The 21,082-nt window shown below is 70.6% G+C and carries 18 protein-coding genes; 13 read left to right on the forward strand and 5 right to left on the reverse strand.

Annotated features, from left to right (window positions below):
• Nucleotides 1-6: 6 nt before the first annotated feature.
• From QH196_RS23605 to QH196_RS23620, 4 genes are all read right to left on the reverse strand, one after another.
• Nucleotides 7-903, reverse strand: coding sequence for a glycosyltransferase family 2 protein (locus tag QH196_RS23605; protein WP_280418004.1), 897 nt, complete (start codon nt 901-903; stop codon nt 7-9).
• A gap of 4 nt (nt 904-907) precedes the next feature.
• A complete protein-coding gene (locus QH196_RS23610) occupies nt 908-1,873 on the reverse strand; it encodes a glycosyltransferase family 2 protein (protein WP_280418005.1) in 966 nt (321 codons plus the stop codon).
• Complete coding sequence (locus QH196_RS23615) at nt 1,870-2,757, reverse strand: polysaccharide pyruvyl transferase family protein (RefSeq protein ID WP_280418006.1); 888 nt, start codon at nt 2,755-2,757, stop codon at nt 1,870-1,872. The genes QH196_RS23610 and QH196_RS23615 overlap by 4 nt, the downstream gene beginning before the upstream one ends.
• 439 nt (nt 2,758-3,196) lie before the next feature.
• On the reverse strand, nt 3,197-4,588 hold the full coding sequence (locus tag QH196_RS23620) for an aldehyde dehydrogenase family protein (RefSeq protein ID WP_280418007.1): 1,392 nt from the start codon (nt 4,586-4,588) through the stop codon (nt 3,197-3,199).
• 126 nt (nt 4,589-4,714) lie between these two features.
• Between QH196_RS23620 and QH196_RS23625 the strand changes: the two genes are divergently transcribed.
• The 11 genes from QH196_RS23625 to QH196_RS23675 all read left to right on the forward strand — a co-directional run bounded on the left by QH196_RS23625 (nt 4,715) and on the right by QH196_RS23675 (nt 17,525).
• Nucleotides 4,715-5,686 carry a glycosyltransferase gene (locus QH196_RS23625; protein ID WP_280418008.1) on the forward strand — a complete coding sequence of 324 codons (972 nt, stop codon included), beginning with the start codon at nt 4,715-4,717 and terminating at the stop codon, nt 5,684-5,686.
• Between the two features lie 44 nt (nt 5,687-5,730).
• Complete coding sequence (locus QH196_RS23630; protein ID WP_280418009.1) at nt 5,731-6,951, forward strand: glycosyltransferase; 1,221 nt, start codon at nt 5,731-5,733, stop codon at nt 6,949-6,951.
• Between the two features lie 86 nt (nt 6,952-7,037).
• Nucleotides 7,038-8,030, forward strand: coding sequence for a UDP-glucuronic acid decarboxylase family protein (locus QH196_RS23635; protein ID WP_280418010.1), 993 nt, complete (start codon nt 7,038-7,040; stop codon nt 8,028-8,030).
• 171 nt (nt 8,031-8,201) lie between these two features.
• Entirely contained in the window at nt 8,202-9,824 is a 1,623-nt protein-coding gene (locus QH196_RS23640; RefSeq protein ID WP_280418011.1) for a carbamoyltransferase family protein, read from the forward strand.
• The gene (locus QH196_RS23645) at nt 9,821-11,320 is read left to right on the forward strand and encodes an HAD-IIIA family hydrolase (protein WP_280418012.1); all 1,500 of its coding nucleotides are present in this window, start codon (nt 9,821-9,823) and stop codon (nt 11,318-11,320) included. The genes QH196_RS23640 and QH196_RS23645 overlap by 4 nt, the downstream gene beginning before the upstream one ends.
• 268 nt (nt 11,321-11,588) lie before the next feature.
• Nucleotides 11,589-12,632, forward strand: coding sequence for a glycosyltransferase family 9 protein (locus QH196_RS23650; protein WP_280418013.1), 1,044 nt, complete (start codon nt 11,589-11,591; stop codon nt 12,630-12,632).
• A complete protein-coding gene (locus QH196_RS23655; RefSeq protein ID WP_280418014.1) occupies nt 12,629-13,192 on the forward strand; it encodes a D-sedoheptulose-7-phosphate isomerase in 564 nt (187 codons plus the stop codon). The genes QH196_RS23650 and QH196_RS23655 overlap by 4 nt, the downstream gene beginning before the upstream one ends.
• Nucleotides 13,189-14,565 carry a D-glycero-beta-D-manno-heptose 1-phosphate adenylyltransferase gene (gene rfaE2 / locus QH196_RS23660; RefSeq protein ID WP_280418015.1) on the forward strand — a complete coding sequence of 459 codons (1,377 nt, stop codon included), beginning with the start codon at nt 13,189-13,191 and terminating at the stop codon, nt 14,563-14,565. Before QH196_RS23655 ends, rfaE2 begins: the two co-directional genes overlap by 4 nt.
• A gap of 20 nt (nt 14,566-14,585) precedes the next feature.
• On the forward strand, nt 14,586-15,275 hold the full coding sequence (locus QH196_RS23665; RefSeq protein ID WP_280418016.1) for an SDR family oxidoreductase: 690 nt from the start codon (nt 14,586-14,588) through the stop codon (nt 15,273-15,275).
• On the forward strand, nt 15,266-16,216 hold the full coding sequence (locus QH196_RS23670; RefSeq protein WP_280418017.1) for a glycosyltransferase family 9 protein: 951 nt from the start codon (nt 15,266-15,268) through the stop codon (nt 16,214-16,216). Before QH196_RS23665 ends, QH196_RS23670 begins: the two co-directional genes overlap by 10 nt.
• A complete protein-coding gene (locus tag QH196_RS23675; protein ID WP_280418018.1) occupies nt 16,209-17,525 on the forward strand; it encodes a UDP-glucose dehydrogenase family protein in 1,317 nt (438 codons plus the stop codon). Before QH196_RS23670 ends, QH196_RS23675 begins: the two co-directional genes overlap by 8 nt.
• 261 nt (nt 17,526-17,786) lie before the next feature.
• Here the strand turns inward: QH196_RS23675 and QH196_RS23680 are convergent, their stop codons facing one another.
• The gene (locus tag QH196_RS23680) at nt 17,787-19,826 is read right to left on the reverse strand and encodes a catalase (RefSeq protein ID WP_280418030.1); all 2,040 of its coding nucleotides are present in this window, start codon (nt 19,824-19,826) and stop codon (nt 17,787-17,789) included.
• A gap of 269 nt (nt 19,827-20,095) precedes the next feature.
• On the opposite strand from QH196_RS23680, the gene QH196_RS23685 reads away from it, so the two are divergent.
• Together QH196_RS23685 and QH196_RS23690 are read left to right on the forward strand one after the other, a co-directional pair.
• On the forward strand, nt 20,096-20,257 hold the full coding sequence (locus QH196_RS23685; protein ID WP_280418019.1) for a hypothetical protein: 162 nt from the start codon (nt 20,096-20,098) through the stop codon (nt 20,255-20,257).
• 91 nt (nt 20,258-20,348) lie between these two features.
• On the forward strand, nt 20,349-21,068 hold the full coding sequence (locus tag QH196_RS23690; protein ID WP_280418020.1) for a PAS and ANTAR domain-containing protein: 720 nt from the start codon (nt 20,349-20,351) through the stop codon (nt 21,066-21,068).
• The last annotated feature ends 14 nt before the right edge of the window (nt 21,069-21,082 follow it).

The following is a 21,082-nucleotide window of genomic DNA, read 5'->3' on the forward strand; positions in this document are numbered from 1 at the left end:
ATCGGTTCAGCCGACATACCGCCGGGCCGGTGAACGCGCCTGGGATTCCTCCAGCATTTCGAGACCCGCCTCGACCTCCGCCGGTACCACCTCGCGTTCGCGCACCACCCACGGCAGTCCACGCAGTGCCGCCAGCACGGCGCGGGCCGTGGCGGCGTCGGCCGGTGCGGAGCGCAGCACGGCGACCGTCCGGCGGGCCGCACTGCGCACCGGGCGGCGTAACCACAGCGTCCACAGGGTGTTCCGGATACCGAGGCCGCGGCGGCCCGTGGAATCCCGGAGCACCGACGGGGCGTGGTGGATCACCATGTCTTCGATCCAGCACATCCACCAGCCGTGCGCCGCCAGATCCAGGGCCAGCAGTTCCTCCTCGCCGCCGAACCACAGCCGCCGGGAAAACCCGCCGACCTCCCGGAATGCGCTCACCCGGAACGCGGACAGCGCGGCCATCACGCCGAGCAGCGCCGGACCCGGCAGCCAGGCGGGGCCCGGGACCGGGGAATCGCGCAGTTCCGGCGTGATCGGATCCTCGCGCAGGTCGGGGGCGACCAGGCAGCGGCCGGTCACCGACCCGAGACCGGGGTACCGGTCGAGTAGGTCGGCGGCGCGGGTGAGGGCACCCGGCTGCCATTGCGTGTCGTCGTCGCAGAACGCGACGTAGGGTGTGCGCACGCGCTCGACGGCGAGGTTGCGGGCGAGCGCACCCAAATTCTCGTCCGCCCGGATCACCTCCACAGACGGGAAGGCCGCGGCTACCGCATCGGCCGTCCCGTCGGTGGAAGCGTTGTCCACGAGGATGATCGGCGCCGCATCGGGCAGGGAGGTCATCTCGGCGAGCGTTTCCAGCAGCTGCTCCCGGCGGTCGCGGGTCATGATCACCACCGTGATGCGGTCCGTGCCCATCCGGTCACTTCCTTTCCTCGGCGAATTCCAGCGTTCCCGCATCCCGCTCGATCTCCTCGGGCAGCCGGCGTCGCTGCACCAGCGCCCACGGCAACCGGCGAAGAACCCCCGTCACCACCGGAACCGTCCGCGGGTCCCGGACCGCCCGTCCGACCAGACCGGCTGTTTCCGCCGCACACTGCCGCAGCGGGCGGCGCATCCAGGTGATCAACGCGTTGTTGCGCTCTTCGGCCCGGCGGCGCCACCCCGGCGACGGCCGCTGCGTGGAAGGATGATGATGAGCGCGGATATCGGCCACGTAGCAGAGCTGCCACCCGTCCGCGGCCAGATCGAGCGCCAGTAGTTTCTCCTCGGCGCCGAAATGCAGCAGCGAGCTGAACCCGCCGACCCGTAGGTAGGCCTCGCGACGCACGATCGCCGCGCAGGCAAGGAACCCAAGAACCGACGGTCCGGGCTGATCGGCGGGATGTCCCAGCGGGCTGGCCGCCATCAGTTCGTTCACGGGATCGTCCCGGTTACCGGCACCGACCAGTGTGCGTCCCGCAACGAGACCGAGCCGCGGGCAGGCGTCGAACAGCTGTTCGGCGCGGATCAAGGCGTCACCGGCCCACCACGAGTCGTCGTCGCTGAACGCGATGTAAGGAGTGCGGGCCAGCTCGACGCCCAGGTTGCGGGCCGCCGCCCCGAGATTGCGCGGCAACCGGACCACCGTCACCCCGGCGAACGCTCCCGCCACGGCAGTGGTGTCGTCCTCGGACGCATTGTCCAGCACGACGATATCCGGACGCGGACGGAGCGCCCGCAACTCGGCCAGGGTGCGAGCCAGTTCGGGGGCTCGGTTACGGGTCGCGATCACCACCGTGGTGCGCGCGACTGTTCCCCGGTCGGCCGCGGTCCTCCCGGTCGCGGCACCGGCGTGCTGCGGTGCCGGGCCGGTGGCAGCTTTCGGCCCGTTGCCGGCCGGGCTCATTCGGAGCGTCCCGGCAGCAGTTCGTCGAGAAGTGCGGCCGCGAGGCAATCGGCGGCCGGGAACTCGTTTCGGCGGGCGTGTTCGCGGCCCGCGGCCGAGAGACACCATTGCCACCAGTGGTCGACCACGCCGGTGTCGAGAGCCTGTTCGGCGGTGATCAGTGCGGGCCAACCCAGGGCCGCTGCCTGTGCGGTCACCTTTCCGCCACCGGCCACCGGATCCACCGCGAGGACGGGAACACCTGCACGCAAGGCGAATACGAGTCCGTGGAGCCGGGTGGTGACCACCGCATCGAGGCGCGCGAACACCGAGGCGAGCTGGTCGGGGGTGCGGCACTGGCGCCAGTCGTCGCCGGCCAGCCGGGTATCCAGGGGTAAGCGGGCGCAGTCCAGGCCGCCCAGCCAGCGTTCCAACGCCTCGTGCACGGAATCGTGCCGCCGCGCCGAACCGTATTCCGCCTGTCCTGGGGCGAAGACCACGCCGATCACCGGAACGGTGCCGGTGATCGCCGATACCGACATATCCGGGCGGGCGGTTCCCGGGTCGTCGCGCGCCAGCACGCGATGGAATCCGGTGACCGCCGCGTCGGCCGGGTCGAGCACCGATACGCCGACCGCGATGCGGCGGCACCCGGCATATCGTTCGTGCAGGGTGCGCACCTGTTCACCGTGCGCCGGGCCGCAGACGAAGACGAGATGCGAGTAGCGGCCGGAATCGGCGTCGTCGAGATGTAGCGCATCGGGCCGGAATCCCGGACTCCACGCCGTCTCGTACGGAATCCCGGCCCCGGCCAAGGTCTCGCCGACGCGGCGCATGCTCAGCACATCCCCGGCCGTCGCTTCCCCGTGCACAAAGCTGGACCATCCGGTCACCAGTACGCGCATGGTGCGCGCTTACCCCGTTCGCCCCGCGCCAATCGACCGAGGCGCCCCGGAAATCCCCTCTCGACGACGCCGGGTCGCGTTCGGCAGGCCGCCCGCCCTTTCGTGGGCACCGCCCGGTCCCGCCCTGCACACCATCAGGGCCGTCCGCACCGGCCCGCGAACCCACGCCGGACAGCAAGCTGCCGGGGCTTCCGGTCCGAGATCGCACCACCGCCCGGCGGTAGCCGCCACATGCCGGGGCTCTGGACAATTTTCGGCACCCGGCCGACGGTCACCCACCGCACTGTCCGGCACCAGCCTCATCCGGCCGGGCGCCGGACCGTGCGAAACCCCTGCGAGCCACCGAGTACCGGCGTATTCCCCCGGGCGAACTCGACCCGGGCACCGTGATGCGGCGAGCAGCGGGCCGCGGTGTCGCCGCGACGGTGGCGCCGGCCGATCACCTGGGTGGTGGTTGCAGGTGCACGACCTTCGTCCGGGTCATCTCGTCGAGCAGTTCGGGCCCGTAGCCGTAACCGCTTCCGCTGGCGCCGCGGGGGTGGGCGGCGCCGCCGGGCGCGCCACCGAATACCGCATTGATCTTCACGGTGCCGACCGGTAGCTGCCGCCAGGCGGTTTGGGCGTTGGCCATCGAGGAGGTGAGTACGGTCGCGGCGAGCCCGTAGTCGTCCCGCGCGGCTTCGGCCAGCCCCTGGTCGAATGTCGGTACCACCCGCACGGGTGCGACGGGGCCGAAGGTTTCCTCACGCATGATCCGCATCGCCGGGGCGCAGCCGGTGAGCACGGTCGCCGGGTAGTGGGCACCGGGACCATCGGGGACGCCCCCGCCCGTCAACAGTCCGGCACCGTCGGCCACCGCGTCACGTACCTGAGCGTGTACCTGTTCACGATGGCGGCGGTCGACCAGTGGCGCCGGGTTCCAGGAGCGGGCGGCGGTGGCCAATGCGGCCAGAAACGGTTCCGCGATCGCCTCGTGGACGTATATCCGCTCCACGGCGACACAGATCTGCCCGGAGTTGGCGAAGGCGCCGAGTGCGGCCTGTTCCGCGGCCCAGCGGGGGTCGATATCGGCGTCCACGAGGAGCGCATCGTTACCGCCGTTCTCCAGCAGTACGTGCGCGCCGGTCGCGGCCGCGCTGCGGGCGATCGACCTGCCCGCGGCAGTGCTGCCGACGTGGGCGATGAGGTCCACATCGTGGTGTGCGGCCAGGGCGGCGCCGACGGTGCCGTCGCCCTGCAGCGTCTGGAGCACGCCGTCCGGCAGTACGTCCGCAAGGAGTTCACCCAGCACGGCACCGGTGTGCGGGGCGCGTTCGCTCGGCTTGTACAGCACCGTGTTCCCGGTGACCAGGGCCGCACCGAGCAGGCCGCAGGACACCGCGACCGGATCGTTCCACGGAGTCAGGGCGACCACCACGCCGCGCGGTTCCCACACCATCAGGTCGGTGGCGTCGATATCGCCCTGCAGGCTGCGGCCCCGGTGGACCGGCCCCAGTTCGGCGTACTGTTCCAGGGTTGCCGCACCGGCCGCAATGCCCTCGGCGCCTTCGGCCCGCGGGCGTCCGGTTTCGGATTCGGCGAGCGCGGCGATCTCGCCGGCGCGTGCCCGGAGCCGGGCGGCGCCCGTGCGCAGGGCTGCCGCTCGTTCGGCCGCGGGTGTCCGCGCCCACTGCGGCTGCGCGCGGCGCGCCGCGGCAACTCGTTGATCGATTTCCGCGATTCCGGTCATGGTGATCGTGCCGACGGCGCCGCCGGTGGCCGGATCGGTGATCTCGATCGTCTCGGTTACCGGGTACCGGAGGGGTTCTGTGACAGTGCTCGGTCCGCTCATGCCTCCCGGCTTTGCCGGGAACCGCCGGTTCAAACCCCGGGTGTCCGGCCGGCGCGGAACACGACCCGCATCTTCCGCTCGACAGCGGCATGTTTGAACCGGCGGGAACCGGCAAGAGCTACCGACATGGTCGAGACGAGGCAGCTCAGGGTTCTGCTCTGGCACGTCCACGGCTCATGGACCACGTCGTTCGTCCGAGGGCGGCACCGATATCTGCTGCCGGTGGTGGACGGCGGCGGACCGTGGGGCCGGGGCCGGTGCGGCCGCGACTGGCCGGCCGCCGAAGAGGTCCCGGCGGACGCGCTGCCGGGGGCCGACCCCGATGTGGTCGTATTGCAGCGGCCGGAGGAAATCGCACTCACCGAACGCTGGCTGGGCCGCCGTCCGGGTGCCGATATCCCGGCGATCTACGTCGAGCACAACGCTCCCCGCGACGGCGCGGCCACCAGCCGGCATCCGCTGGCCGGGCGCACGGATATCCCGCTGGTGCATGTCACCCATTTCAACGATCTGATGTGGGACAGCGGGCGCGCCCCGACCCGTGTGGTGCCGCACGGCATCGTGGACCCCGGCGCGCTCTACACCGGTGAGTTACCGCACGGGGTCGCGTTGATCAACGAGGCGACGCGCCGGGCCCGGGTCACCGGTAGTGACCTGCTGACCGATTTCGCCCGTGCCGGGCCGATCGACCTGTTCGGGATCGGCGCATGCGAGTTCACCCCATCCGGGCCCACCGCGCACCCGGTGCGCGGGATCGGCGATTTCGCCCACGCCGAGCTGCATGGGGAGATGGCGCGCCGGCGTGTCTATCTGCACACCGCACGGTGGACCTCGCTCGGCCTGTCCTTGCTGGAAGCCATGCACCTGGGTATGCCGGTGGTCGCCCTCGCGACCACCGAGGCGGTCGCCGCGGTACCGCCGGAGGCGGGTGCGATCAGCACCGATATCGGGGCGCTCACCGCGAAGTTCCGCGAATTCCTGCACGAACCGGATCTGGCGGTCCTGGCGGGTAAGTCCGGCCGGCAGTTCGCTCTGGAGCATTACGGGCTCGGCGCTTTTCTGCGCCGGTGGGATGTCCTGCTCACCGAAGTCACCTGACCGCACACAGCAAGGCCTCGAGCCGGGTCGGAAAGGGCGTAACGATGAAGATCGCGATGATATCCGAACACGCCAGCCCCCTCGCCGCACTGGGCGGTGTCGACGCCGGAGGGCAGAACGTCCATGTCGCCGAGCTGGCCGCGGGGCTGTCGCGGCGGGGGTACGACGTCACCGTCTACACCCGGCACGAACAGCCGGATGAGCCACGCACCGTGACGACCGACCAGGGCTACCGGGTGACCCGGGTCCCGGCCGGACCGCCGCAGCCGCTTCCGAAGGACGAACTCCTGCCCCATATGGACGAATTCGGCGCGTTTCTGCGGGCCGAATGGCAGCGGCGGCCGCCCGATGTGGCGCATGCGCATTTCTGGATGTCCGGACTCGCCACCCTGGCCGCCAGCCGGCCCCTCGGTATCCCGATGCTGCAGACCTTCCACGCGCTCGGGGTGGTGAAACGGCGCTACCAGGGCGCGAAGGACACCAGCCCGCCCGGCCGGGTGGATCTCGAACGCCGTATCGCCGACCAGGCCGACCGGGTCATCGCGACCTGCACCGACGAGGTGTTCGAACTGGCCCGCCTGGGCCTGCCGCGTACCCGTACCTCGGTGATTCCCTGCGGTGTCGACCTCGAGCGGTTCACACCGGACGGTCCGCGCGCGCCACGGTCGGGGCGGTATCGCATGGTCAGTGTGGGCCGGTTGGTGCCGCGGAAGGGTTTCGATATCGCGATCACCGCGCTCACCGGGTTGCACGATACCGAGCTGCTTCTCGTCGGCGGACCGGACGACGGCAATCTCGCCGACGATCCGGAGGCGGTCCGGCTACTGGCCCTCGCGGAGGAGCTCGGTGTCCGCGACCGGGTGCGGCTGCTCGGTCAGGTACCGCGGGAGGACATGGCCCCGTTGCTGCGCTCGGCGGATGTGGCCGTCTGCACCCCGTGGTACGAACCGTTCGGCATCACCCCGCTCGAGGCCATGGCCTGCGGGGTGCCTGTGGTGGCGGCGGCGGTCGGCGGATTGACCGACACGGTGGTCGACGGTGTCACCGGCTCGCTGGTCACCCCGCAGGCACCCGACGAGCTGGCCGACGCGGTCCGCGAACTGCTGGATTCGCCGGCGACCAGGCAGCGGTTCGGCCGCGCCGGGCGTGAACGGGTCCGGACCCGCTATTCCTGGGACCGGATCACCGTGGAGACCCTGCGCGCATACCACCGGGTGGCCGCCGCCACCGCAACCGCCGGAGCAGACCGGGAGCAGGCCCAGTAACAACCGCACACCCGTGACGAGGCAGGGCAGACACCCCGGAGACCGCCGACCGGCTCGGTGGCCCGGCTGCCCGGGTAGGAGTGGATATGGCCCGAGACCGTGAACGTGCACTGGTGACCGGTGGTGCCGGTTTCGTCGGCTCGCATCTGTGCGCGCATCTTCTCGACACCGGCACGGCGGTACTCGCGCTCGACAATTTCGCGACCTCCGCGCCGGACAATATTGCCGCCCTGCTGGACCGCCCCGGTTTCGAATTCGTCCGCCACGATGTCACCGAACCGTTTCCCGCCCTCGGTTGCGTCGATATCGTCTTCCATCTCGCTTCCGCCGCCTCCCCGCCGGACTACCTCCGCTTACCCCTCGAGACGCTGCGGGCGGGTTCGCTGGGCACTGCCAATGCGCTCGAGCTCGCCGAACGGCACGGTGCTCGTTTCGTGCTGGCCTCCACGAGCGAGGTGTACGGCGACCCGGGCGTCCACCCACAGCCCGAGAGCTATTGGGGTCATGTCAATCCGGTCGGCCCGCGCAGCGTCTACGACGAAGCCAAGCGGTACGCCGAGGCGCTCACCATGGCCTACCGCCGCGAACGCGGGGCGAACACGGCGATCGCCCGGATCTTCAACACCTACGGGCCCCGGATGCGGGCCGACGACGGCCGGATGGTGCCCACCTTCATCGCCCAGGCGTTGTCGGGGGCACCGCTGACCGTCGCGGGGACCGGCGAGCAGACGCGGTCGCTCTGTTATGTCGAGGACACGGTGCGCGGACTGCGTGCGCTGGCGAGGTCCGGGCATCCCGGCCCGGTGAATATCGGCAATCCGCACGAATTGTCCGTGCGGTCGCTGGCCGAGGAGATCCGCGCCGCGATCGGGAGCCGGTCCGCGCTGGAGTACATCGACGGCGCGGTCGACGATCCGCAACGCCGATGCCCGGATATCACGCTGGCCCGGCGTGAATTGGAGTGGGAGCCGCAGATCGACCGGGCGGAGGGCCTGCGCCGCACGATCGACTGGTTCGCCGGGCGCACCGTATCGCCGGCGCATGCGCTGAGCCCGTTGACCGGCCGGTCGCCGCAGTGAATTTCCGGTGCCTGCGCGGCGCCGGGAACCGGCGTAATCGCCACGCTGAGCGATCCGCGCAATCGCCACCGGGTAACGAAGCGGGGCGTCGCGGTTTGGCGCTCACTTCGCCGGGTAGCGCCTAGAACGAATCGGCGGGCCGAGCCCGCGTTCCGAGTGGAAAGGCAGCCGGTGCGCATATTAGGTGTCAACGCAGTGTTCCACGATCCTGCGGCCGCGGTGGTCGTGGACGGCGAAATCGTCGCCGCCGCGGAAGAGGAACGGTTCAGCCGTCGTAAGCACGGTAAGCGGCCCGTGCCGTTCTCGGCGTGGGAGATGCCCGAACAGGCCGCCGCGTGGTGCCTGGAGCGGGCCGGTCTGCGCCCGGACCAGCTCGATGCGGTCGGCTACTCCTACGATCCGGGCCTGGTCGATCATTCGCTGGGCGGGCTGGATGCCTCGAGTGAGGAGACCCGCACCGATTACGCGCGCCGGGCGCCCGCCTTCCTGCGGGCCGCGCTGCCCGGCCTCGACCCGGGGATCGTACGGTTCGTCCGCCACCATGTCGCGCATGCGGCCTCGGCCTCGCTCGCCGCCCCGTTCGGCGATTCGGCCGTCCTCGTGGCCGACGGCCGCGGCGAGAGCCAGTCGTATCTGGCCGGGGAGTACCGGGACGGTAAATTCGTCGAACTCGCCGCCCAGCGGCTCCCCCATTCGCTGGGACTGCTGTACGAGGACCTCACCGAACATCTGGGTTTCGCCCGCTCCAGCGACGAGTACAAGGTGATGGCCCTGGCGTCCTACGGCACACCGCGGTTCCTCGACCACTTCCGGCAACTCGTCTACACCACCGCCGACGGCGGTTTCCGTACCGAGCCGGTGCGCTGGGACGATTTCGCGCCCGCCGTCACCGGCGGGGAACTCGGCCGCGACCACGCCGATCTGACGGCGAGTGTGCAGCAGCGGCTCGAGGAAGTACTACTCGAGCTCACCTCGTGGCTGCACCGGCAGACCGGTCAGCCGAATCTGACGCTGGCCGGGGGGATCGCACTCAACTGTGTCGCGAATACGCGGTTGCACGCCGAAGGTCCCTACGACCGGATCTGGGTGCAGCCCGCCGCAGGTGATGCGGGTACCGCGCTGGGCGCGGCCCTGCAGCTGGCCGCCGAATTCGGGGAACGTGGTGCCCCCATGCGCGGGGCCGATCTGGGACGCGAATGGTCCGACGCCGAGCTGGAATCGGTGCTGCGCACGGCGCAGATCCACTACACCCGGCCCGCGGATATCGCGAGCGAGGTGGCCGAAGCCCTCGCAGCGGATCAGGTGGTGGCCTGGTTCCAGGGCCGGGCCGAATTCGGCCCGCGCGCGCTCGGGCACCGGTCCCTGCTGGCCCATCCCGGCCGGGCGGCCAATCTGGAACGCCTCAACGATGTGAAGGGCCGCGAGCAGTTCCGCCCCGTCGCGCCGATGGTGCGCGCCGAGCGGGCCGCCGAAATCTTCCGTCGTGGCCCCCTGCCCAGCCCGTACATGTTGTTCGTCCACGATGTGGATCCGGTCTGGCGCGACCGGATCCCGGCCGTGACCCACGTGGACCACACCGCGCGAGTCCAAACCGTCGATTCGGCGGACAGCCCGCTGACGGCGCGGATGCTCGCGGAGTTCGAGCACCGCACCGGACTGCCCGTCGTGGTCAACACCAGCCTCAACACCGCCGGCCGGCCGATGGTCGATTCGCCGCGCGATGCGCTCGAATGTTTCGGTTCCGCGCCGATCGACCTACTGGCTCTCGGCCCGTTCCTGGTGCGTCGCCGATGAAGGGCCCGCAGCTGGACTACAGCATCGTCATCCCGACCATGGGCCGGGACAGCCTCCGGCTGCTGCTGGAAGCGCTCGCCGCCGCCACCGGCCCCGCACCCCGGGAGATCATCGTCGTGGACGACCGCCGCGATGGCGCGGAACTGACACTGCCGCACGGTCTTCCACACGCACAGGTGATCCGGTCCGGTGGCCGGGGTCCCGCCGCAGCCCGCAATGCGGGATGGCGGCATGCCACGGGTACCTGGATCGCCTTCCTCGACGACGACGTGCTCGTCGCCCCCGATTGGCCGGCGCGGCTGGCCGGTGATCTGCTCGGCCTGGACGACACCACCGGCGCGTCCACCGCGAGTATCGAGGTCCCGCTGCCGCGCGATCGCCGGCCCACCGACGACGAACGCGGTACGGCCGGTCTGGCGACCGCACGCTGGATCACCGCGGATATGGCCTACCGCCGGTCGGTCCTCGACGCGGTCGGTGGTTTCGACGAACGGTTCCCCCGCGCCTACCGGGAGGACGCCGATCTGGCGCTGCGGGTCTGCCTGGCCGGTTACGCCATCGCGGACGGCGAGCGGGTCACCGTGCACCCGGCGCGGAATTCGGGTCCGCTGGCCAGTCTCCGCGCGCAACGCGGGAACGCCGACAATGCGCTGATGCGGCGCAAATTCGGCGCCCACTGGCGCCGGCGCATCGGCGAAGGCCCCGGCCTGCTCCCCCGGCACGCCCTCACCACGGCGCTGGGCGCGGCGGCCACCGGTACGGGTCTGGCCGGACGGCGCCGCCCCGCACTCGGATTCGCCGCCGCCTGGGCCGCGCTCACCGCCCAGTTCGCGATACGCCGCATCCTGCCCGGACCCCGCACACCCGGCGAGATCACCCGCATGACGGTGACCAGTGCACTCATCCCCCCGGCCGCGTGCTGGCATCGGCTGCGCGGTGAACTGCGGCACCGCCACGCGACCCATCCCGCACCGCATGCGCTGCTGTTCGACCGGGACGACACCCTGATCGTCGATATCCCCTACCTCGCCGACCCGACCGGTGTGCAGCCGGTGCCGGGCGCCGCGGACGCGCTCGGGATGTTGCGCGCGGCCGGAATCCAGCTCGGTGTCGTGAGCAACCAGTCCGGTGTCGCCAAAGGGCTGATCACCCCCGGGCAGCTGGCAGCGGTGAATCGGCGGGTGGAGGAACTACTCGGCCCCTTCGCGACGTGGCAGGTCTGTGTGCACGGCGAGGACGACGGCTGCGCCTGCCGTAAACCGGCCCCCGCCATGGTGCGCCGCGCCGCCGCCGATCTCGGTGTCGAGGTGGGCCGGTGCGTGCTCATCGGCGATACGGGGGCCGATATCGCCGCCGCGTTGGCGGCCGGGGCGCGGGCCATTCTGGTCCCGACCACCCGCACCCGTCCCGAAGAGGTGCAGCGAGCACGGGCCGAAGCGCAGGTCGCGCAGGACCTCACCGAAGCGGTCCGATTGGCTTTGGCAGGTGCGTCATGACGGGCCGGACACGAACCGCGCGCAACCGCACCGGCCCCCTCGGATCTGGACGGTCACGAACTCACCGAGACGGCGCGATCGGCCTTGGCAAGTGCGCTGTGACGGCCCGGATACAGACCGCGCAGAACCGCACCGGCCCCCTCGGATCTGGACGGTCACGAACTCACGGTGACGGCGCGGCCGGCGTTGGCGGGAGCGTCATGACAGGGCGGACGCGTGCGGCGCGGAACCGCACGGAAACCCGCGGATCGGTGTGGGGAGGTGCGTTGTGACGGGCCGAGTGCTGGTGGCACGGATGGACAACGTCGGCGATGTCCTGCTGGCGGGGCCGTGTGTCCGCGCGGTTGCTGCCGACGCCGGCCACGTGACCCTGCTCGCCGGACCCCGCGGCCGCGCCGGAGCCGAACTACTGCCCGGTGTGGACCGGATCCTCACCTGGTGCGCGCCATGGATCGACCCGGAACCGGCGCCGGTCTCCCCAGCAGATACCAGTGCCTTCGTCGACCGGCTGCGCGCCCTCGAACTGGATCGCGCACTGATCCTCACGTCCTTCCACCAGTCGCCGCTGCCGCTCGCACTGCTGCTGCGAATGGCGGGGGTTCCGTGGATCGGCGCGATCTCCGAGGACTATCCGGGTTCGCTGCTGGATCTGCGGCATCGTGTCGAGGGCGACCCGCCCGAGGCCGAGCGCGCACTGTCCCTGGCGACAGCGGCCGGGTTCCGTTTACCGCCCGGCGACGACGGCAAACTCGCCGTCCGCGAACCGCTGCCGGATACCCGCGCGCTCACCGGCGGACCCGGTTATGTGGTGGTGCATCCCGCCGCGTCGGTACCGGCGCGGCAGCCGTCGGCGCTGCGGTCGGCGGCGATAGTGACCGCACTCCTGCGGGCCGGTCACCGGGTGATCGTGACCGGGGGCCCCGCCGACCGGTCGCTCACCGCCGCCGTCGCCGGTAACCATGCCCTCGATCTCGGCGGGCACACCGGCCTGCCCGAACTCGCCGCCGTACTCCGCGACGCGATCGTGGTGGTGGCACCCAATACCGGCCCCGCGCATCTCGCCGCGGCCGTCGGCACGCCGGTGGTGTCGCTGTTCGCGCCCGTCGTGCCCGCCGCGCGGTGGGCGCCCTACGGCGTTCCGGTGACCGTCCTCGGCGATCAGGCGGCGCCGTGCCGCGACAGCCGGGCCCGGGAATGCCCGATCGCGGGGCATCCGTGCCTGGAGTCGATCACCCCGGATCGAGTGGTGCAGGCGGCGGAAGAACTCAGCGCGGACCGGGGTGGGGGTCTGCAGACAGGAGGTGTGTCGTGATCGAGGAACATTTCGCGGCGCTGTGCACAGCGCTGCAACGCACCAGTTCCTTCGCTCCGAAGATCAGCGGATGGGGGCGTGAGCTGGCGGCCGTACTCGACAACGGCGGCCGGTTGCTCGCCTGCGGGAACGGCGGTAGCGCGGCGGAGGCCCAGCATCTGACCGGGGAACTGGTCGGCCGGTTCCAGCACGAGCGGCAACCGCTGTCGGCGATCGCCCTGCACGCCGATACCTCGGCCGGTACCGCGATCGTGAACGACTACGGCGGGCACGAACTGTTCGCCCGTCAGGTACGCGCGCACGGCCGGCCCGGCGACGTCCTGATCCTGTTGTCCACCAGCGGTACCAGCCAGAACGTGGTGGCCGCCGCGAAAACCGCCCAGGAGCTGGGCGTCAGCACGTGGGCGATGACCGGGCCGATGCCGAATCCGCTGGCGGCGCTGTGCGACGACGCGATCGCGGTGGAGGCGGCGACCACCGCCACGGTGCAGGAAGTGCATCTGGCACTGGTGCACGCATTGTGCGCGGCACTCGACGAGGCATTGGGAATTCCGGCGTGAAACCGCTGGTCGTCCTCGGCGATACCTTGCTCGACGTCGATATCGAAGGCGCCGCCAACCGGCTGTGCCCGGAGGCGCCGGTGCCTGTGGTGGATGTGGAACGCCGCTGGCTGCGCCCCGGCGGCGCGGGGCTGGCCGCGTTGCTGGCCGCCCGGTCCGTGGCCGAGGTCGCGCTGATCACGGCCACCACCGAGGACGAGGGCGGTCGCAGCCTGGTGCGGCTGCTCGGCGAAGAGGTCGATGTCGTGCCGATGGTGTTGCGCGGGGAGACGGTGCGTAAGACGCGGGTGCGGGCGGGCGGCCAGTCGCTGGTGCGGCTGGACACCGGTGACGGCACCGCCGATGCCGGGCCGGTGAGTTCGGCGGTGGTGCGGACGCTGCGGTCGGCCGGGGCGATCCTGGTCGCCGATTACGGCCGCGGGGTGGCCGCGCATCCGCGGATCCGGCGCCTGCTCACCGAACTCACCCGGGCCGTACCGGTGGTGTGGGATCCGCATCCGCGCGGGCCGGCGCCGATACCGGGCGCGCTGCTGGTGTCACCGAATCTGAAGGAGGCGCGGCAGTTCGCGCCCGGATACGCCGAACCCGACGAACTGGCGAAGGTCCTGCGCGATGAGTGGTCCGCCGATTCGGTGGCGGTAACGCTCGGTTCGTCCGGGGCGGTCCTGGCCAACGGTAAACGGCTGGCGACGGTCCCCGTTCCCGCATCGATCCGCAGCGCGGACCGGATCGCGCCCGATACCTGCGGGGCCGGCGACCGGTTCGCCTCCGCCGCGGCCGCGGCGCTGCTGGACGGGTCGACGGTGGCCGACGCGGTGACCCATGCCGTGGACACGGCCGCCAGATTCGTCGCGACCGGCGCCGCCGCCACCCTGTCGACCTGCGACGGTGCCGCGGCGACCACGACCGAGGACACCGATACCGCCGGTTCGGCATCCGAGCTGGCGGCGGCGGTCCGGGACCGGGGCGGCCGGCTGGTCGCCACCGGCGGGTGTTTCGATCTGCTGCATCCCGGCCACGTGAGCCTGCTGCGTCAGGCGCGGGCCATGGGTGACGCCTTGATCGTCTGCCTGAACTCCGACGCCTCGGTACGCCGGTTGAAGGGCCCGAGCCGGCCGATCGTCGCCGCCCGCGACCGCGCCCGGCTGCTGCTCGAACTGTCCTCGGTCGATGCCGTCGCGATATTCGACGAAACCGCACCGAGCGCACTGCTGGATCGGCTGCGGCCCGATATCTGGGTCAAGGGCGGCGACTACTCCGAGGCGGAACTGCCCGAAGCCGAGGTGGTGCGCCGGCACGGCGGCGAGATAGCGCTGATCCCCACGGTCCGCGGTTATTCGACGACTCAGCTGGTCAGCCGGTCCCGCGGCTGACCCGACCACGAAGGAGTGCGATGCAAACACTCGGCAATATCCTGATCACCGGCGGCGCTTCCGGACTCGGCGCGGCGGTGACCGCGGCGGTCCTCGAACGCGGGGGCCGGCCGCTGGTGATCGACCGCGAACAACCGGAAACCACGGTCGATTTCGTGCGGGCCGATCTCGCCGATACCGCGGCCGCGGAGAACGCGGTCCAGGAACTGTCCGATCGCGCGGACGGCCGGATCGACGGCGTGTTCACCGCCGCGGGCACCGATGCCTGCGGACGGCTCGACGAGGTGCCGGCCAAGGACTGGGAACGGGTGATCCAGGTGAACCTGCTGGGCACGGTCGCCGTGGTGCGGGCCGCGCTGCCGGCGCTGCGGGCCCACCGGGGCACCGTGGTGACCTGCGCGTCCACGCTGGGGATCAAAGCGGTCAGCGATGCCACCGCATACTGTGCCTCGAAATTCGGGGTCGTCGGCTTCACCCGGGCGCTGGCCGCCGAAACCGCCGGTGACGTCGGCGTGACACTGCTGATTCCCGGCGGGATGCATACGGCGTTCTTCGACGGGCGCGCCGAACAGTACAAACCGCCGCCGGATGCCAAACTCAACCAGCCCGCCGACGTCGCACAATCGGTGCTGTTCGCGCTGAGCCAGCCGCCGGGCTGCGAGGTCCGCGAACTCGTCGTCTGCACCTCGGAAGAGGGGTCGTGGCCCTGACCGGATCGGTACTCGTACTGCGGGCACTCGGCCTCGGCGATCTGCTGACCGCGGTGCCCGCCTTACGTGCGCTGCGCGCCGCCTACCCGGGCGATCGGCTGGTACTCGCCGCGCCCGAACCGCTGCGCGGGCTGGTGGAATCGATCGACGCGGTCGACGAGTTGCTGCCGACTCCCGGGCTGGGGGCACTGCGCTGGCCGGACGCACCGCCCCGGCTGGCGGTCAACCTGCACGGCAGAGGTCCGGAGAGTATCCGCGATCTGCTGGCGGCCGGCCCGGATACGCTGCTGACCCACCGTCATCCGGACTACCCAGAACTGGCCGGCCCGGACTGGCTGGCGGATCTGCACGAGGTGGATCGCTGGTGCCGGCTGCTGGAGTCCCACGGGATAGCGACCGATCGGGACGCGCTGCGGTTGCCTGCCCCACCGGTGCCGGCGCCGGAATCGGGAGCCGTGGTGATCCATCCGGGTGCCGCCTATCCCGCGCGCCGCTGGCCGCCCGAACGTTTCGCGCGGGTAGCCCGGACCTTGAACGCCGCCGGCCGGCCGGTGGTGATCACCGGGTCGCGCGCGGAGGTGCCGCTGGCGAATTCCGTTGCCGCGCAGTCCGGGCTACCGGCCTCGGCGGTGTACGCGGGCCGCACCGATCTGCTGGAACTCGCCGCACTGGTGGCCGAAGCGGAGCTGGTGATCTGCGGCGATACCGGCGTGGGGCATCTCGCCACCGCCTTCGGGACACCCTCGGTACTGTTGTTCGGCCCCACCCCGCCGCACACCTGGGGCCCGCCGACCACCGCACGGCACCATATCGCGTTGTGGGCGGGCAGAACCGGCGATCCGCACGGCGACCGCCCGGATTCCGGGCTGCTCATGGTGCCACCCGAACGGGTGCTCACCGCCGCGGCCGAAGCACTCGGAGAGGGGGCGCACCATGGGTAGTCGCGTCGGTGTCGTCGGCGCCGGATATGTGGGACTCACCAGCGCAGCATGTCTCGCCCACCTCGGGCACCACGTGATCTGTGTGGACAACGATCAGGCGAAGGTCGAACGGCTGCGGGCGGGTTCGGTATCGATCGTCGAACCGGGCCTGCCCGAACTCGTCGGCGAGGGCCTGGCCGAGGAGCGGCTCGCCTTCACCACCGATCCGGGCGCGCTGTCCGAGGCCGAAGTGGTGCTGCTGTGCCTGCCGACGCCCATGGGCGACGGCGGCGAGGCCGATCTGGAAGTGCTCGACCGCGCCCTGGACACACTGGCGACCGTGCTGCGTCCGGACTGCACGCTGGTCACCAAATCCACCGTTCCGGTCGGCACGGCGGCCCGTCTCACCGAAGCACCCGGTCTCGCCGGCCGGGCCGTGGTCAGCAACCCCGAATTCCTGCGGGAAGGCCATGCGGTGCACGATTTCCTGCACCCGGATCGCATCCTCGTCGGCGCCGGCGACGGGGATACCGAGGCCGCCGACCGGGTCGCCGGACTGTACGCGGGCACCGGCGCCAGGGTCGTCCGATCCGATACGGCCAGCGCCGAACTCGCGAAATACGCCAGCAATGCCTTCCTCGCGGTGAAGCTCTCCTTCGTGAACACGATGGCCGATCTGTGCGAACGGGTCGGCGCCGATATCACCCGGGTCACCGACACGATGGGTATGGACGACCGGATCGGCCCCGCTTTCCTCGCCCCCGGCCCCGGCTGGGGCGGCTCCTGCCTGCCCAAGGACACTCACGCCCTCCTACGCGCCGCGGAAGCCGAGGGCGTGGATTTCGCGCTCGTCCGCGACGCGGTCCGCGCCAACGACCGCCAGCAGGCGATGGTGCTGCGCAAGATCCGCTACGCGGTCACCGGCGCGGTGGACGGTGCCCTCGCCGGCACCCGGATCGGTGTTCTCGGCCTCGCGTTCAAAGCCGGAACCGGCGATCTCCGCGACTCCCCCGCGGTGGCCGTCGCGCAACAACTCTGCCGCCACGGAGTCACGGTCGTCGCCCACGATCCCTGCGTACCCGCGGGGACACCGGGCCTGGATCCGGTACAGGTGGTCGACGATCCCTATCTGGTGGCAAAGGACGCGTCCGCGCTCGTCGTCCTCACCGAATGGCCGGAGTTCCTGACCCTGAACTGGTCGCGACTGGAAGCCGGGACCGTCCAGGCGGTCATCGTCGACACCCGCAACCTCCTCGACGAAACCACACTCGCCCACACCGGTTTCCGAGTAATCGGCATCGGCAACCGCGAGCCGGGCACACACGCCTGAGAGTCCGGCGAACAGCTCGGTCGCGCCGCACATCACTCAGCCCGCAGAACCGGCCTGCCGGGCAAGCCCGGTGACGGCGGCCCCGGCCAGGTGCCGGTCAACGGTTCACACTCGCGTTCGGCCCGGCGGAAACCGGCCGCCCCCGGCGGCTGCGACGTCGCCGTGGTGGTCCCTGACGCTCGCTTCGTGGTACAGGGCCCGGCCGGGGCGTGGTGCCGCGGCAGCCGGGCCCTGCTCTTCGTATGCGGCGACGCCCGCGCTTCAGGCGGCTATCGCCGTGGTGTCGCGCTCCCAGACGCGATGGCCCGCGAGCACCGTGGCGAAGGATTCCACGAAACCGTCGGAGACCGCGTCGCCGGTCTGGAGCACCCCGTCGACCGGAGTGTCCGGTTCGGGTGGGACGGCGATACCGCCGGCCCGCAGCACCTCGGCGCCCGCGCCGAGCACTGCCACCGGTTTGAAGTGCTTGTATGCCTCGGTCACGAAATGCACCGCGGGACCCGCGGCGGCGAGGGTGCGGGCGGAGGTATCACCGCCGGCCACGACCACCGCGTCGTAGAGCACCGACGCCATCGTCGCCAGGGTTTTGTCCACGGTCAGGGCCCCGTCGGTGGCACCGCGGAGTTCACCGCCGTGTTCGGCCAGTACCTCGGTTTCGGCGCCGCGTTCGCGCAGCGCCGAACGCAGCTGTTCGACGCCCGCCACATCGACCCCGTCGGCCGCCAGGACGGCGATCTTGCGGGTGGCGATGGTGGCCGGGGGATCCTTCACCTGCGACAACGCCGGCGACAACGGCACATCGTCCACCGGGCCGGCCTCGGGGGTGGGCAGTCCGAGTTGGCCGGCGACCCGGCTCGCCAGGTCCGGGTCGATCCGGACCAGCTGCTCGAGCGCATGCGAACGGATCTCCACACGTTTGCATTTGCCGAGTTCGAAGGCGAACGCGGAGACGATGTGCTCGGCCTCGGTCGCGGTCATACTGCGCCAGAACATCCGGGGCTGCCGGTAGTACTCCTTGAAGCTTTCGGCGCGGATCCGCAGCGCGTCGCCCTCTTCCCGCCGGGTGTAATGACGGAACACATCCTCGTCGGCGAGTGCCGGGCAGCCGCCGCCGATGGTGTTCTTGGTGTAGAACGCCTGGCCGTGCGGGATATCGTGGCGGCCGAATCCGTCCTGCTGATGGGTGCGGACATCGGCCAGCGGCCGGTTCACCGGGAGATGTGCGAAGTTCGGCCCACCGAGGCGGATGAGCTGGGTGTCCAGATAGGAGAAATTGCGCAGCTGCAGCAGCGGATCGTTGGTGAAATCGATACCGGGTACGACGTTGGCCGTATGGAAGGCGACCTGTTCGGTTTCGGCGAAGAAATTATCCGGGTTGCGGTCGAGCACCATCTCACCGACCGGGCGCACCGGGACCTGTTCCTCCGGGATTATCTTGGTGGAATCGAGCAGGTCGAAATCGAAATCGAATTCCTGTTCCTCCGGCACCAGCTGCACGCCCAGTTCCCAGCGCGGGAAATCGCCGGCTTCGATACTGTCCCACAGGTCGCGGCGGTTGTAGTCCGGGTCGCGCCCGGCGACCTGCTGGCATTCGTCCCATACCAGCGAGTGCACGCCGAGCGCGGGTTTCCAATGGAATTTCACGAAGGTTCCGCGGCCTTCGGCATTGACGAACCGGAACGTGTGGACGCCGAACCCCTGCATCATCCGGTAACTACGCGGCAGGGCGCGGTCCGACATCAGCCACATGATCGCATGCAGGGTTTCGGGCTGTTCGGCCACGAAATCCCAGAGCGTATCGTGCGCCGACTGTGCCTGCGGGATCTCGTTGTGCGGTTCGGGTTTCACCGCGTGCACGAAATCCGGGAATTTGATGCCGTCCTGGATGAAGAACACCGGGAAGTTGTTGCCGACCAGATCGTAATTTCCCTGTTCGGTGTAGAACTTCGTGGCGAATCCCCGGACGTCGCGCACGGTATCGGCCGAGCCGCGGGATCCGGCGACGGTGGAGAAACGGACGAAAACCGGGGTCCGGGTGCCGGGGTCGGTAAGGAATTTCGCGGCCGTATATTCCGCCAGCGAATCGTCGTAGGGCCGGAAATAGCCGTAGGCACCCGCGCCGCGCGCATGCACAACGCGTTCCGGAATACGTTCGTGGTCGAAATGGGTGACCTTTTCGCGGGCATGGAAGTCTTCGAGCAGCGTGGGGCCCCGCGCGCCGACGCTCAGCGCATCATCGGTGTGGTCCACCCGGACGCCCTGCTGCGTGGTGAGGTACCCGCTCTCCCGGTCCTGCCGCAGCGGGTCGAGCTGTTGTTGTTTGGGGTCGGTATCGCCCCGGCCTTCGCCGAGCGGGCGCTGCGCCGCCTCGGACGCGGCGGGTGTCGCGGATCCCTGATCCGATGTTCGGTCCACGAGTTGTCCTCCTCGGTGGGGTGCCCGGCCGTGCCGTGCCCGGCCTGTGAACATGGTCGTTTCCCGGTCGGCGGCTTCCCGGATCCGCGGGGGATAAACACCGGAGCACGATCGGGGCCTGTGTCACCGACCGCCGACGGGGTACCCGCCCACCCATGAGCACACCGGATCCCGACCCCCGGACCGCGGCCGATCGGGACGAACCCGATTTCGCCGAGGAACACGCCGAGCCCACCCACGCCGACGAACACCCCACCGGCGAGCAGATCGAAACCGACGAATCGACGCCGAAGGGACACAGCGGTATGGATTCGTAACCGCAGTTTCCCCTTCTCCTACCGGGCCGGCGCCGGGCCGTGGCACCGGTCGATAGTGGCTGTGCGGGCAGCGCGGGGAATAATCACAGCCATGAACGCGCGGGATGAGCTGCCGGAGTCCGAAGTCGAACTCGTCGAACGGGTGGTCGGCGCCGGCGACCCCCTGCAAGTGGGACGGTTCCGGTACTACTTCGCGACCCGGACCTGGGAATGGTCGGCGGAGGCCGCCCGGATCCACGGCCACCCGCCGGAGGTCCATCCCACCACCGAGCTGCTGCTCTCCCATAAGCACCCCGACGATCGCGACCGGCTCGAGGCCATGATCCTGTCGGTCGAGGACGGGGGCCCGTTCTCCAGCCGGCACCGCATCATCGATACGGCGGGCGAGGTCAAGGAGGTGCTCGTGGTGTCCGAGCCCATGCTCGACGAATCCGGCGAAGCGATCGGTACCGAGGGCTTCTATATCGATCTGTCCGCCGCCGCGGACGAGTTCCGCCGGGAGGCCCTCGACGACACCCTGCCGCAGGTGCTGGATGCCCGGATGGTCATCGAGCAGGCCAAGGGCGCGCTCATGCTCGCCTACGGGATCAATGCCGACCAGGCCTTCCATGTGCTGCGCTGGCGCTCCCAGGAAACCAATATCAAGTTGCGGCGGGTCGCCGAACGGATGGTGGCGGCACTCCCGGGGATCGCCGACGAGGAGGTGCGGCTGCGCACCCGCCTCGACCACGTCCTGCTGACACTGCACCGCGATATCGGCACGGACAGCACCGACGGCGATCCGGCCGCGGCGTCCACCCATCAGCACTGACCGGCCGCGGCCGC

Origin of the sequence: Nocardia carnea (genome assembly GCF_029868325.1) — a bacterium.
Classification (GTDB): domain Bacteria; phylum Actinomycetota; class Actinomycetes; order Mycobacteriales; family Mycobacteriaceae; genus Nocardia; species Nocardia carnea_C.

Bases quoted from the DNA above. Each gene is read 5' to 3' on its own strand.
- QH196_RS23685 (WP_280418019.1), top strand. From the start codon at position 20,096: ATGAGCACACCGGATCCCGACCCCCGGACCGCGGCCGATCGGGACGAA.
- QH196_RS23675 (WP_280418018.1), top strand. From the start codon at position 16,209: ATGGGTAGTCGCGTCGGTGTCGTCGGCGCCGGATATGTGGGACTCACC.
- QH196_RS23625 (WP_280418008.1), top strand. From the start codon at position 4,715: ATGGTCGAGACGAGGCAGCTCAGGGTTCTGCTCTGGCACGTCCACGGC.
- QH196_RS23690 (WP_280418020.1), top strand. From the start codon at position 20,349: ATGAACGCGCGGGATGAGCTGCCGGAGTCCGAAGTCGAACTCGTCGAA.
- QH196_RS23645 (WP_280418012.1), top strand. From the start codon at position 9,821: ATGAAGGGCCCGCAGCTGGACTACAGCATCGTCATCCCGACCATGGGC.
- QH196_RS23620 (WP_280418007.1), bottom strand. From the start codon at position 4,588: ATGAGCGGACCGAGCACTGTCACAGAACCCCTCCGGTACCCGGTAACC.
- QH196_RS23665 (WP_280418016.1), top strand. From the start codon at position 14,586: ATGCAAACACTCGGCAATATCCTGATCACCGGCGGCGCTTCCGGACTC.
- QH196_RS23610 (WP_280418005.1), bottom strand. From the start codon at position 1,873: ATGAGCCCGGCCGGCAACGGGCCGAAAGCTGCCACCGGCCCGGCACCG.
- QH196_RS23635 (WP_280418010.1), top strand. From the start codon at position 7,038: ATGGCCCGAGACCGTGAACGTGCACTGGTGACCGGTGGTGCCGGTTTC.
- QH196_RS23605 (WP_280418004.1), bottom strand. From the start codon at position 903: ATGGGCACGGACCGCATCACGGTGGTGATCATGACCCGCGACCGCCGG.
- QH196_RS23630 (WP_280418009.1), top strand. From the start codon at position 5,731: ATGAAGATCGCGATGATATCCGAACACGCCAGCCCCCTCGCCGCACTG.
- QH196_RS23615 (WP_280418006.1), bottom strand. From the start codon at position 2,757: ATGCGCGTACTGGTGACCGGATGGTCCAGCTTTGTGCACGGGGAAGCG.